Source organism: Streptomyces sp. NPDC048441 (assembly GCF_043200235.1).
Taxonomy (GTDB): domain Bacteria; phylum Actinomycetota; class Actinomycetes; order Streptomycetales; family Streptomycetaceae; genus Streptomyces.
Genome location: NZ_JBICXM010000014.1, coordinates 131754 through 143681 on the forward strand (window position 1 = coordinate 131754; position 11928 = coordinate 143681).

Annotated in this window: 13 protein-coding genes; 4 read left to right on the forward strand and 9 right to left on the reverse strand. The window is 71.0% G+C overall.

From position 1 onward, the window contains the following. Window positions 1–169: 169 nt before the first annotated feature. The 8 genes from def to ACGFSB_RS29995 form a co-directional block, all read right to left on the reverse strand. Window positions 170–820, reverse strand: a complete 651-nt coding sequence (def, locus tag ACGFSB_RS29960; RefSeq protein WP_393405676.1) for a peptide deformylase — start codon at window positions 818–820, stop codon at window positions 170–172. A gap of 64 nt (window positions 821–884) precedes the next feature. Beyond that, window positions 885–1865, reverse strand: coding sequence for a tetratricopeptide repeat protein (locus ACGFSB_RS29965; protein ID WP_393405678.1), 981 nt, complete (start codon window positions 1863–1865; stop codon window positions 885–887). A 102-nt stretch (window positions 1866–1967) separates the two neighbouring features. After that, window positions 1968–3200 (reverse strand): HD-GYP domain-containing protein, encoded by a 1233-nt coding sequence (locus ACGFSB_RS29970; RefSeq protein WP_393405680.1) that lies wholly within the window; start codon window positions 3198–3200, stop codon window positions 1968–1970. Window positions 3201–3271: 71 nt separating this feature from the next. Further along, complete coding sequence (locus tag ACGFSB_RS29975; RefSeq protein WP_393405682.1) at window positions 3272–4615, reverse strand: HD-GYP domain-containing protein; 1344 nt, start codon at window positions 4613–4615, stop codon at window positions 3272–3274. A gap of 234 nt (window positions 4616–4849) precedes the next feature. After that, window positions 4850–5200, reverse strand: coding sequence for a mycothiol system anti-sigma-R factor (gene rsrA / locus ACGFSB_RS29980; protein ID WP_393405684.1), 351 nt, complete (start codon window positions 5198–5200; stop codon window positions 4850–4852). Then, window positions 5197–5877: a sigma-70 family RNA polymerase sigma factor gene (locus tag ACGFSB_RS29985; protein ID WP_393405686.1), complete on the reverse strand. Its 681-nt coding sequence runs from the start codon at window positions 5875–5877 to the stop codon at window positions 5197–5199. The genes rsrA and ACGFSB_RS29985 overlap by 4 nt, the downstream gene beginning before the upstream one ends. A gap of 221 nt (window positions 5878–6098) precedes the next feature. Beyond that, a complete protein-coding gene (locus ACGFSB_RS29990) occupies window positions 6099–6752 on the reverse strand; it encodes an alpha/beta family hydrolase (protein ID WP_393405688.1) in 654 nt (217 codons plus the stop codon). A 1-nt stretch (window position 6753) separates the two neighbouring features. Beyond that, window positions 6754–7569, reverse strand: a complete 816-nt coding sequence (locus ACGFSB_RS29995) for an SOS response-associated peptidase (RefSeq protein ID WP_393405690.1) — start codon at window positions 7567–7569, stop codon at window positions 6754–6756. Between the two features lie 61 nt (window positions 7570–7630). Between ACGFSB_RS29995 and ACGFSB_RS30000 the strand changes: the two genes are divergently transcribed. The 4 genes from ACGFSB_RS30000 to ACGFSB_RS30015 all read left to right on the forward strand — a co-directional run bounded on the left by ACGFSB_RS30000 (window position 7631) and on the right by ACGFSB_RS30015 (window position 11202). Further along, window positions 7631–8353, forward strand: coding sequence for a M50 family metallopeptidase (locus ACGFSB_RS30000; RefSeq protein ID WP_393405901.1), 723 nt, complete (start codon window positions 7631–7633; stop codon window positions 8351–8353). Between the two features lie 44 nt (window positions 8354–8397). Beyond that, window positions 8398–9714, forward strand: a complete 1317-nt coding sequence (gene aroA / locus ACGFSB_RS30005; protein WP_393405692.1) for a 3-phosphoshikimate 1-carboxyvinyltransferase — start codon at window positions 8398–8400, stop codon at window positions 9712–9714. A gap of 16 nt (window positions 9715–9730) precedes the next feature. Continuing rightward, window positions 9731–10741 carry a ribosome small subunit-dependent GTPase A gene (gene rsgA / locus ACGFSB_RS30010; protein ID WP_393405694.1) on the forward strand — a complete coding sequence of 337 codons (1011 nt, stop codon included), beginning with the start codon at window positions 9731–9733 and terminating at the stop codon, window positions 10739–10741. Between the two features lie 137 nt (window positions 10742–10878). Next, window positions 10879–11202, forward strand: coding sequence for a DMT family transporter (locus tag ACGFSB_RS30015; RefSeq protein ID WP_393405696.1), 324 nt, complete (start codon window positions 10879–10881; stop codon window positions 11200–11202). A gap of 22 nt (window positions 11203–11224) precedes the next feature. Here ACGFSB_RS30015 and ACGFSB_RS30020 read toward each other — a convergent pair whose 3' ends face one another. Continuing rightward, complete coding sequence (locus ACGFSB_RS30020) at window positions 11225–11830, reverse strand: TetR/AcrR family transcriptional regulator (protein WP_393405698.1); 606 nt, start codon at window positions 11828–11830, stop codon at window positions 11225–11227. Between the last annotated feature and the right edge of the window lie 98 nt (window positions 11831–11928).

An 11928-nucleotide genomic window follows, 5' to 3' on the forward strand; every position in this document is an offset into this window, starting at 1 on the left:
CCCGCTACGTGACTGATTATGGATCTCCATGAGCCTGTTTTGCTCGCACAACTGACCGGTACATGCGAACGGCCCCTGGCCGGGAAGGAGTTCCCGGCCAGGGGCCGCAGGTGGCTCGCGGTGCGCGCGTGCCTGAAGTCGACTCAGTACGTCAACTCGGTAAGTCGACTCAGTCGTTCGCCACGACGGGGTAGCGGGGCGTGCCCTCTTCCATCTGCCGCAGCGCGTCCTTGCGGTCACGCTTGGACAGGCGGTCGATGTACAGGTAGCCGTACAGGTGGTCCGTCTCGTGCTGGAGGCAGCGCGAGAAGTAGCCGGTGCCGCGCACCTGGACGGGGTTGCCCTTCTCGTCCTGGCCGGTCACTTCCGCGTAGTCGGGGCGGGCCAGGTCGGCGTACGCCGTGGGGACGGAGAGGCAGCCCTCGCCCGCTTCGTCCAGGCGGCGCCGGTCGGCGGGGAGCTCGCGCACCACGGGGTTGCAGACCGCGCCGACGTGCCGCTTGCCCTCGTCGTCCATGCAGTCGTAGACGAAGACCTTCAGGTCCACGCCGATCTGGTTGGCGGCCAGGCCCACGCCCTCGGCGGTCCGCTGGCTCGCGAACATGTCGGCGACGAGCTGCTCGAGCTCGCCGTCGAAGTCGGTGACGTCCTTGCACTCCTTGTGCAGCACGGGGTTGCCGACGACCGTGATGGGCCGGGACGTGCCGCGCTCGCGGTAGGCCGTCTCGCGCTCTTCGCAGTCCTCGGTGTCGATGACGAAGCCCTCGTCGTCGACGGGGAGCACTCCGCCCGAAGCCTGCTGCTCAGTGTCCTGCGCCATTGTCCGACGTACGCCTTCCTGGGAACCCACAAGAGATAGTGCCGGTACAGCCTACGGCCAGGAGTCAGCAGACCTCTTCCAGATCCCGCCAGTCACGGGAGTCCGGGCTGTCCGCGACCCAGCCGTCGAGCAGCCCGCGCACCAGGGCCGCGGGCGCCGCGAGGCCGCACTCGCGCTCGGGCACCCACAGGGCGCCGGGGCTGCGGTGGCCGAGCGGCCCGGGGTGGCCCGGCTCGCTGTGGTCGTGCGGGTCCAGGTGCTCGCCGTCGCCCTCGTCGCTCGGCATCCGGCTCTCGGAGCACATGCGGCAGAGCAGCCGTACGGAGGAGGACCAGTCCTCTGCGGCGAAGCCCGCGTCGGCGGCGAGCTTCTCCAGGGCGTCCCTGTCGTCCTCGGTGGCGGCCTCCAGGAGGACCACCCAGGTGGGGACCGGTGAGGGGGCCCACAGCTCGATCTCGTCGAAGACGGGGTACGAGTGCCCTTCGGCCGTCGTCCGCTCGCCGTGCGGGACGCCGTCGTGCAGCACGACCTCGCCCCAGCGGCGCCCGGAGGAGGGCAGCGGGATGGAGAGCAGCTCGATACGGGCGGGGTCGAGCCTGCGCCCCCAGACGACCTCGGCCTCACCCTCGGGCGAGAGGCGCACGGCGGCGCTGCCCAGGTCCATGCCGGTGGGCTCCCCGGATGCGGCCACACCGCCAGGGACGCGCAGGCCGTACGCCTGCCAGGCGCGCCGGGCGAGCGGCCAGTCCTGGAGTGCGGTTGCCGCGATGCCGACGTTCCACCAGTCAGGGGCGCCCATCGACCGGTCGAGCAGCGCGACGGCCCGCAGGCCCGCGGCCCGCGCCTGGTCCCAGTCGTGCCGGAACTTGTGGAGCAGGGCGAGGTTGAACCAGGACTCCGAGAGCCACGGCTCCAGATCCGCCGCGCGGGTCAGGAGTGCGCCCGCGTCCTCGTACCGCCCGTCGCCGATCAGCGTGAAGGCGCGGTCGGTGGCCTGCCGCCATGAGGCGGAGGGCCGGTGCCGTCCCTTGCCGAAGATCCTCACGATTCCCTGCCTGCCAGTTACCGAGTTCCAGATTTCCTGCGTGCCTGAGGGCCTCTTCGCATCCAACCACGTACGGTCGGACGGCCGCTCATTACCCATGGGTTACCCAACCGGCGGCAAGCTATGACCGCCCCGTGAAAGCACCCGGGCCAGGGCTTCCACGACTTCCGGCTGGTAGTCCCGCCCAGTGCCCAGACGCAGCCGTTCCAGGGCGTTGAGGGGCCCTCCAGGACCTTCTCCCCGTGCCATCTCGTCATACGCGTTGGCCGCCCGGACGATACGGGCGGTGAGCGGCTGATCGCGGTACGGATCCGCCTGCCGCTCCACGACCACGGCGACGTCCCCGTCCACCCCCGTCTGACGCACGACGGCGCCCCCGAGCAGGGCGATGCGCCGCTGCTCCGCGTCCGGCAGGGCCGCGGTGGCCCCCGCCGGTACCGGGTCGAGCAGGGAGAGCTGCCCGATGTCGTGCATCAGGGCCGCGTACTCCAGGACGCCGAGGTCCGGCTCGGAGAGACCGAGCTCCCGCCCGACGGCCCTGCTGAGCGCGGCGACGCGGCGGGCATGGCCCTGCGGGGTGTACCCGGCGATCTCGGTGGACCTGGCGAGCGAGGTGATGGTCTGCCGGTAGGTGGTCCGCACGGTGGCGTACCGCCGGAACGACAGCTGGGTCAGGAGCAGCGGCAGGCTGAACACCGGCAGCGCCCAGAGCCCCGCCACGGCGACCGCGAGCGCCATGACGGCCCCCGTCGCGCACACGGCGGACCCGATGCCGAGCATGGCCCGCAGCTCGTCGCGCAGGAGCGGTCCGAAAGGCCAGCCTGTCCTGGCGTACGCCATGGCCGCGGCGAGCACGGCGTCGCACAGAGCGGTCAGGACGAGCAGCGCGACGATGACGACGGCGAAGCCGGGCCCCAGCCCCACCCACTCCTCCAACTTCCCCGCGTTGTACAGCGGTTGGAAGCACGCGGCGGCGAACCCGACGGTGAGCACGCGCCGCGCCACATGATCGAGGGCGGGCCCCTTGCCGAGCGCCACATGCGGCACGGCCCCGACGAGCGCGGCTGCGACGACCACGGCGATCACCTGGAGCACGCCATGGTGCGTGGCCCGCCCCCCGGCCTCCCCGAGCAACGCGTACGCGAGCGCCCCCGCGGCCCCGAGCGGCGCAGGCTCCCGATCACTCCCCCCGGCCCCCCACCGAGCCAGCTCCCCCACAGCGACAAGCCCCCCGAAGGCAAGAGCGATCCCCCCTTCGGCGACCCCGTGCCAGAGGGTCAGGGCGAGGGCGAGGAGGGTGAGGAGGGTGGCAGAGCCATAGATCAGGCCCGCCACCGTTGTGGGCAGGCGTCCCGCAAAGGAAGGGTGGACACAACCCCCACTGCCGGGTGCGGACGAAGCGCCGCTCACCGCGCTGCCGTCCCCGGCGCCGCAGGAACACCGGAGGCCCCCTGCCGAGGCGCCGGCACACCCCCGGCAACATCAGCGGTCACCGCCGGGTTCCACCCATACCGGTCAAGCGCCCGCTGCAAGGCGGCAACCATCGCAGGATCGAACTGCGCCCCCGCACAACGGGAAAGCTCAGCCAGCGCGGCAGCAACAGGCCGCCCCCGCCGATAAGACCTCGTAGAGGTCATCGCGTCGAACGCGTCCGCGACAGCCACCACCCGAGCGAACTCAGGAATCTGCCGCCCGACAAGCCCGTAGGGGTACCCGCTCCCGTCGATCCGCTCATGGTGATGCAGGATCGCCGCCCGCGCCTCCCCGAGGAACCCGATCCCGCGCACCATCTCGTGCCCGTACTCGGGATGCAGCTCGATGACCCGCCACTCCTCAGGCGTCAGCGGCCCGTCCTTCCGCAGCAGCCGCGTCGGCACGCCCAGTTTGCCGACGTCGTGCAGGATCCCGGCGAACCGCAGGCTCTCCACCCGCTCGTCCGCCATGCCCAGCTCCCGCGCGATCATCACGGAGGCCCGCCCCACCCGCTCGCTGTGCCCGCGGGTGTACTGGTCCTTGATGTCGACGGCCTGTACGAGCGCCCGGATCGTGGCCTGATGGGCGGCCCGCTCCCGGTGGTACTGCGCGAAGACCCAGCAGGACACGCCCATCGGAAGCAGCACGAGCAGCGCGGCGAGCGGCCCGTACGGACTGCGCCAGAGGACGGCCATCATCAGCCCCGCGAGCCCGTGCACGGCCACCGGCGCGAACGACCGCGGGAAGAGCCCGCGCCACGCGGCCCGCACCGGCACCCGCTCCGCCGTCGCCAGGATGCCGCCGTCCAGGACCGTCAGTACGACGGAGAAGGCGAGGACAGCGGCTCCGGCGGGCACGAGTGCGTACGGAAAATGGGGCGCGGCCACCGCGGTCGGCCCGCCGCACACCCCGTACACCCACGCCGACGCCCAGGCGGCCAGGGCGAGTTGGGCGGCGCGCCAGACCCTGCGGACCCACCGGGGGCGACGCTCGACGCGGGCAAGGAGCGCCCCCGGCACGGCGACGAGCGCGGCGGCGGCGGGCGGCAGCAGGAAGACGGCGGCGAGCAGCACGGGGAAGAAGGTGCCGAGGCCGTTCTGGGCGCGGCGGCCGATGATGCGGCACCGCGTGACCTGTTCGCACCCGGCGTAGAGCACGGCGAGCAGCCCGAGAGCGGCCCACGGCGTGTGCGAGGTCAGCGCGGGCGCGGCGCAGGCGGCGGCGCCGGTGGCGGCCAGCAGGATGTAGGCGCGCGCCCACGGAGCGATGGACCGCATGGCACTGTCTCCTCCCCCGTGACCGCCCCCCCCAGGGACCACGTTCCAAGGTCCGGAGACTAGAACGGCTACCCCCTGTTCCGAGCCCTCCTCGCGGAAATTGGCACGTACGAGTGACAGTGAAGTGGCAGGGAAGTAGCAGTGAAGTGGCGGCGGGAGTGGCGGGAGCGGACAGAAAAAAGCAGGCCGCGACGGACTCCCGTCACGACCTGCTCAAACTCAACTACCGTAAGGTCAGGCTTCCTTGGCGCGGGCCGTCAGGCCTTTTGCCGTCGCGCCGCCCTCGGCGGTCACCGTCTCCACCGTCACATCGTGGTCGGGCACCGCCTCGCCCGAGCGGATCAGATCGATGCGTCCCATGACCTTGGCGCGCAGGTCGGTCGGTACGTCGTCCTGACCGCAGCAGCGCTTCACCAGCTTCTTGACGGCCTGCTCAAGGCCGTACTTCTCCAGGCACGGGGAGCACTCCTCGAAGTGCGTCTCGAACTTGGTGCAGTCGCTGTCCGGCATCTCGTGGTCCAGGAACTCATAGAGATGGTCCAGGACTTCACTGCAATCCGTCTCGTGCGGCTCTCCGCAGCTCATGAGCCTGAGCCTTTCGCTTCGTTCGACGACTCTGACGCGGCGCCGGCGGGGACGAGGCCGCGGTCGCGGGCGTAGTCCTCGAGCATGCCGCGCAGTTGGCGACGGCCGCGGTGCAACCGGGACATCACCGTACCGATGGGTGTCCCCATAATGTCCGCGATCTCCTTGTACGCAAAGCCCTCTACGTCGGCCAGATAGACGGCGATGCGGAATTCCTCGGGGATCGCCTGCAACGCGGACTTCACGTCCGAGTCCGGCAGGTGATCGAGCGCCTGCGACTCGGCCGAGCGCAGACCGGTGGACATGTGCGACTCGGCACGCGCGAGCTGCCAGTCCTCGATCTCCTCGGCGGCGCTGCGCTGGGGCTCGCGCTGCTTCTTGCGGTACGAGTTGATGAACGTGTTGGTGAGGATGCGGTAGAGCCAGGCCTTGAGGTTGGTGCCCTCACGGAACTGGTGGAACGACGCGTACGCCTTGGCGTAGGTCTCCTGCACCAGGTCCTCCGCGTCCGCCGGATTGCGCGTCATGCGCAGCGCCGCCGAGTACATCTGGTCGAGGAAGCCCAGAGCGTCCCGCTCGAAGCGGGCGGTGCGCTCCACCTGTGTCTCGGCGCTTGCGTCGGGTCGCTCCGCCTGGCCGTGCTCGGCCCCTGCGTCGGTCCCAGTGACCGGACCCACCTCCTCCGAAGACGTGGCGAGGCCGAAAGCAGCCCCACTCGAATCGGAGGATAGACGACGATCCGGTCCCGCCGCCGCTCGAATAGGAGCGGTCTTGGGCGCGCTCAGCACCGTCCATTCCAGGTCAGAGGCGCTGGAGCGGGCCGGGCAGATGGTCGAACCCATGCGGCGGACTTCCTCTCGTACTAACAGCGTTTAGCGTCTGTTCGGCACAACAGAGGTCATCCGCGCAACATTCCCGTCCACCGCGTGAGGCCATCCGTGATGAGCGTCATGGCCTCGGCCTCGGTGATGTCCGCGCGCTTGGGGATCGCGAAGCCGTGATCGCCGAAGGGGACCTCCACCAGCTCGTACGTCCCTTCGGGGAACTCCGCGGGCTTCCCGAAGGGGTCGTTCCCGCCCTGTACGACGAGGGTGGGCACCCCGGCGCCCAGGAGCTCCTGCGCGCGGGACTTCTCCGGCTTGCCCGGCGGGTGCAGGGGGAAACTGAGGGCCAGTACGGCGGCGGCGCCCAGCTCTGTGGCGGTACGGCAGGCCACGCGGGCCCCCGCGCTGCGGCCGCCCGCGATCACCGGGAGGCCGGGCTTCGCCACGGCGGGCCACAGGCCACGCCAACCCACGTCCAGCGTCTTGGGAGCGGGCGCCAGCTTCTTCCCGGCCACCCGCCACGGCTGCTCCACCAGAGCGACGGTCACGCCGTGCGCGGGCAGGGCGGCGGCGATGGCACGCAGGTCGCGGGCCTCGATGCCGCCGCCCGCGCCGTGGCTGAGGGCGAGGATCAGCCGCGCCTTCTTCTCGGGTGCCGGGTGCCAGGTGATGCGCGCCTCACCGGCGCCGGTCTCGACGATCTCGCTCTTCGTAGCGTCCTTGGTCACGTCAGAAGAGTGTGCCTTCTTCGGGGCCCTCCAGCTCCTTCAACAGCTCCGGGCCATTGTTTCGTACGTTGCTGACCGCCGTCGATACCGGGAAGGCCCGCATCAGGCCGTGCGGCGGCGGCTCCAGGAGCGGGCGCAGGTCCTCGACGTCCGTGCGCGCCGGGTCGAGCCAGGCGTCCCAGCGGTCCGGTGTCAGCATCAGCGGCATCCGCGGGTGGATGTCGGCCAGCGAGCGCGGCCCCTCGTCCGGCGCGACCGCCAGGGGCGAGCTCTCCGCCTCCGTGGTGATCACCGTGCACGTCACCCACCAGGCCAGGGGGTGCTCGTCCGGCAGTGTCTTGTCGCGCCAGAACTCGTAGAGCCCCGCCATCGCGAAGACCGAGCCGTCGGCCGGGGTCACGAAGTACGGCTGCTTGCGCGGGCGCTTCTTCTTGCCCTCGACCTCGAGATCCCGCTCGCCGGGTGCGGTGACCCACTCGTAGTAGCCGTCGGCCGGGATGACGCAGCGCCGGGAGGAGAAGGCCCGGCGGTAGGAGGGCTTCTCGTGCACCGTCTCCGCTCGGGCGTTGATCATCCGGGCGCCGCCCTCGGGCGTCTTCGACCAGGACGGCACGAGACCCCACTTGAGTGTGCGCAGCTGGCGAACCGGGCGGGGGTCCTCCGCGTCTTTCACCGGACGGTCGAGGACCGCGTAGACCTCCTTCGTGGGGGCCACGTTGAAATCGGGAGCGAGGGCCTCCTCGGGCTCCCACTTCTCAATCTCAAAGACTCCTGCGAGATCCTCGGGCCTACGACTCGATGCATACCGTCCGCACATACGTGCCAGACTGCCAGACCCCGTACGACCAGAGGAGTCAGTCCCGACAATGGCTGCAGCAATGGAAATCACCGCGAACGCCAGCCTGACCGACCTCTGGGACCGGGTCTTCGGCACACAGGCCGCCCCCGACGAGTGGCTCGTCATCATCACCGGGCTCGTCGCGCTCGCCGTCGTCGTCCCGCACGGCGTCTGGCGGGTGGCCCGCAACGCGATCACCATCGCGCACGAGGGCGGCCACGGCCTGGTCGCCCTCCTGACCGGGCGCCGCCTCGACGGCATCCGGCTGCACTCCGACACCAGCGGCCTCACCGTCTCCCGTGGCAAGCCCACCGGCATCGGCATGATCCTCACCGCCGCGTCCGGCTACACCGCGCCGCCCCTGCTGGGCCTCGGCGGCGCCGCGCTGCTCGCCGCCGGCCACATCACGGCGTTCCTGTGGATCGCGACGGCGCTGCTCATAGTGATGCTGGTCATGATCCGCAACGCGTACGGCGCCCTCACCGTGATCATCACCGGCGGCACCTTCCTGCTCGTCTCCTGGCTGACCAGCTCGCAGGTGCAGGCGGCGTTCGCGTACGCGGTGGTGTGGTTCCTGCTCCTCGGCGGCGTACGTCCCGCCTTCGAGCTGCAGTCCAAGCGCAGGCGCGGTGGCGCGGGCGACTCGGACGCGGACCAGCTGTCGCGGCTCACGCACGTCCCGGCGGGGATGTGGTTCTTCCTCTTCCACGCCGTCTCACTGTGCTCACTGATAGGCGGAGGGCGCTGGCTGCTCGGCCTCTGAGCAGCGTCGACTGCGCCGTTACCGTGAGCCACTAAAGTGTGGGCATGACCGTTAACCCAGCGCACAGCACCCTCTGGCCAGCCCCGCACGCGAGCGGAGCCGTCGCCGCGACGGTCCATGTGCCCGGGTCCAAATCGGTCACCAACCGCGGCCTCGTCCTCGCCGCCCTCGCCGCCGAGCCCGGCTGGCTGCGCCGGCCGCTGCGCTCCCGCGACACCTTGCTGATGGCGGGCGCCCTGCGCGCACTCGGCGTCGGCATCGAGGAAGGCGTGGGCCCCGACGGTTCCGGTGAGGCCTGGCGGATCATCCCCTCCGGCCTGCACGGCCCTGCCACGGTGGACGTCGGCAACGCGGGCACGGTCATGCGCTTCCTGCCCCCGGTCGCCACCCTCGCGGACGGTGCGATCCGCTTCGACGGCGACCCCCGTTCGTACGAGCGTCCGCTGAACGGCGTGATCGACGCCCTGCGCGCGCTCGGCGCCCGCATCGACGACGACAGCCGCGGCGCGCTCCCGCTGACCGTGCACGGCGGCGGCGCCCTGGACGGCGGCCCGGTCGAGATCGACGCCTCGTCGTCCTCCCAGTTCGTGAGCGCCCTGCTGCTCTCGGGCCCTCGCTTCAACCAGGGTGTCGAGGTACGTCACACCGGCTCCGCCCTGCCCTCCATGCCGCACATCCGGATGACCGTCGACATGCTCCGGGCGGTCGGCGCCCAGGTCGACACCCCGGAGTCGGGCGGCGAGCCGAACGTGTGGCGGGTCACCCCCGGCGCCCTGCTCGGCCGCGATCTGACCGTCGAGCCCGACCTCTCCAACGCCCAGCCGTTCCTGGCCGCGGCCCTGGTCACCGGCGGCAGCGTGACCGTCCCCGACTGGCCCGCGCACACCACGCAGCCCGGTGACGCGCTGCGCCGGATCTTCACGGAGATGGGCGGCTCCTGTGAACTGACCGAGCAGGGGCTCGTGTTCACCGGCTCGGGCTCCGTGCACGGCATCGACGTGGACCTGAGCGAGGTCGGCGAGCTCACCCCCGGCATCGCGGCCGTCGCGGCCCTCGCCGACTCGCCGTCGACCCTGCGCGGCGTCGCCCACCTGCGGCTGCACGAGACGGACCGCCTCGCTGCTCTCACCAAGGAGATCAACGAACTCGGCGGCGACGTCACCGAGACCGCCGACGGCCTGCACATCCGGCCGCGCCGCCTGCACGGCGGGATCTTCCACACGTACGACGACCACCGCATGGCCACCGCGGGCGCCATCATCGGCCTCGCGGTGGAGGGCGTTCAGATCGAGAATGTCGCGACGACGGCGAAGACGCTGCCCGACTTCCCCGACCTCTGGACCGGAATGCTCGGGAACTGACGGGCGGATCCAGAACATGCGCCGCTACGGAAAGAACCCCGACGAGGACGACATCCGCGTCCGCCCCAACCGCAAGGGCAACCGCCCGCGCACTCACATCAGGCCCAAGCACGAGGACGCGTCGGACGGCATGGTCCTCACCGTCGACCGCGGTCGCCTGACCGTCCTGGTCGACGACCGGATCGTGATGGCCATGAAGGCCCGCGAACTGGGCCGCAAGGCCGCCGTGGTGGGCGACCAGGTCGCGCTCGTCGGCGATCTCTCCGGCAAGAAGGACACGCTCGCGCGCATCGTGCGCATCGAGCCGCGTACGTCGGTCCTGCGGCGCACGGCCGACGACGACGATCCCTACGAGCGTGTGGTCGTCGCCAACGCCGACCAGCTCGCCATCGTCACCGCCCTCGCCGATCCGGAGCCGCGCACGCGTCTGATCGACCGCTGCATCGTGGCGGCGTACGACGGCGGTCTCACGCCGCTCCTCGTCCTGACCAAGTCCGACCTGGCGTCCGCCGACAAGATCCTGGAGACCTACTCCACGCTCGACATGCCCTATGTCGTCACCAGCCGCGAGGAGTTCACCGACGGCGCGGAGCTCGCCCGGGTGCACGAAGTGCTCGACGGGAAGATCACCGCGTTCGTCGGCCACTCCGGAGTGGGCAAGACGACGCTGGTGAACGCGCTCGTTCCGGAGGAGCGTCGGCGCAGCACAGGGCATGTCAACGCCGTCACGGGCCGCGGCCGCCACACCACCACGTCGGCACTCGCGCTGCCTCTGGGCGACTCCGGCGGATGGGTGGTCGACACTCCGGGCGTGCGGTCCTTCGGCCTGCACCACGTCGACCCGTCCCGCGTCATCCTCGCCTTCCCCGACCTGGTGCCGGGGACGGAGGGCTGCCCGCGCGCGTGCAGCCATGACGAGGCGGACTGCGCGCTCGACGCGTGGGTGGCGGAGGGTCACGCGGACCCGCAGCGGCTCTACTCGCTGCGCAGGCTCCTCTCGACCCGTGAGCGACGCGACGGCGACTGACCTCGCGGTTGTTCGCGTCCACGTGTTCGCGGCCACGTGTTCGCGTCCGCGGTGGGGCGGCAAGGGCATAATCGCACCAAGCCCGGTCCGAGCCAGGCGAAGCGGTCACCGAACGTAGAGTCGCGGGAGGCAGATACATGGCGTGGCTGCTGGTTGTCGTCGCAGGGTTCCTGGAGACCGGTTTCGCGGTCTGTCTCAAGCTCTCGCACGGCTTCACCCGGCTCTGGCCGACGATCACCTTCGCCGCCTTCGCCCTTGGCAGCTTCGGCCTGCTCACGCTGGCGCTGCGGAAGCTCGACGTGGGTCCTGCGTACGCGGTCTGGACGGGCATCGGGGCCGCGGGCACCGCCATCTACGGGATGATCTTCCTCGGGGACGTGGTCTCCACGCTCAAGCTCGTGTCGATCTCGTTCGTCATCGTCGGCGTCATCGGCCTGCAACTGTCGGGCTCCGCGCACTGATCGGTCATCTGCCAAGGGGTGGTCAGGGGGTGCTCCAGCGCCCGATGATCTCGCGCACCGACTCCGCCGGATCCTCGCCCTTCCGGGACGGCGCGATGACGTACGACAATGCCATCCGCACGGCGCTCTCGCAGACCACGGCCAGCTCTTCGGTGTCCTTGGGCCGCGCCCTGCCGTTCAGCGCGTTCACCGCCTTGTCCCGTACGAGGGCGAGCAGTTCGGCGGGGGTCGGAACCCCCGCATCCGCGCGCCGCTGTGCCGGTACGGGCGACAAGGAGACGCCCGGCCTGCTCGGCGTGGGCAGGCGTTCGCTCCAGCAGCCGGTGAGCATGGCCCGCGTCAGGGCGCTCCCGTGCGCGGCGTCGATCGTCCACGCGCTCACGGCGGCGAGCCGGTCCACCGGACCGCCCTCCACGGCCAACGCGCGCTCCACACCGTGCAGATACGTGTCGGTCTCGCGCCGGAGCAGGGCGCGCGCGAGGCCGTCCTTGCTGCCGAACTCGTTGTAGAGGGTCTGCCTGGACACCCCGGCGGTGGCCGCGACATCGACCATGCGCACGGCCGGCCACGGTCGGCGGGCGAGCGCCGTACAGGCCGCGTCGAGTAAGGATTCCCGAGCTGCAGGCATCGTTGCCTCCATGGGCCGAAGCGGCTCTGCGGCCAGAGTTGACGTGCTCGACAGCAGTGTCAATAGTCCCGGCGCGTGCCCGCAAATCCCGGTGCGAG

Excerpts from the sequence above, each read along its gene's own strand:
- aroA (WP_393405692.1), top strand. The coding sequence starts at position 8,398 with ATGACCGTTAACCCAGCGCACAGCACCCTCTGGCCAGCCCCGCACGCG.
- ACGFSB_RS30000 (WP_393405901.1), top strand. The coding sequence starts at position 7,631 with ATGGAAATCACCGCGAACGCCAGCCTGACCGACCTCTGGGACCGGGTC.
- ACGFSB_RS29995 (WP_393405690.1), bottom strand. The coding sequence starts at position 7,569 with ATGTGCGGACGGTATGCATCGAGTCGTAGGCCCGAGGATCTCGCAGGA.
- rsrA (WP_393405684.1), bottom strand. The coding sequence starts at position 5,200 with ATGAGCTGCGGAGAGCCGCACGAGACGGATTGCAGTGAAGTCCTGGAC.
- rsgA (WP_393405694.1), top strand. The coding sequence starts at position 9,731 with ATGCGCCGCTACGGAAAGAACCCCGACGAGGACGACATCCGCGTCCGC.
- ACGFSB_RS30020 (WP_393405698.1), bottom strand. The coding sequence starts at position 11,830 with ATGCCTGCAGCTCGGGAATCCTTACTCGACGCGGCCTGTACGGCGCTC.
- def (WP_393405676.1), bottom strand. The coding sequence starts at position 820 with ATGGCGCAGGACACTGAGCAGCAGGCTTCGGGCGGAGTGCTCCCCGTC.
- ACGFSB_RS29975 (WP_393405682.1), bottom strand. The coding sequence starts at position 4,615 with ATGCGGTCCATCGCTCCGTGGGCGCGCGCCTACATCCTGCTGGCCGCC.
- ACGFSB_RS30015 (WP_393405696.1), top strand. The coding sequence starts at position 10,879 with ATGGCGTGGCTGCTGGTTGTCGTCGCAGGGTTCCTGGAGACCGGTTTC.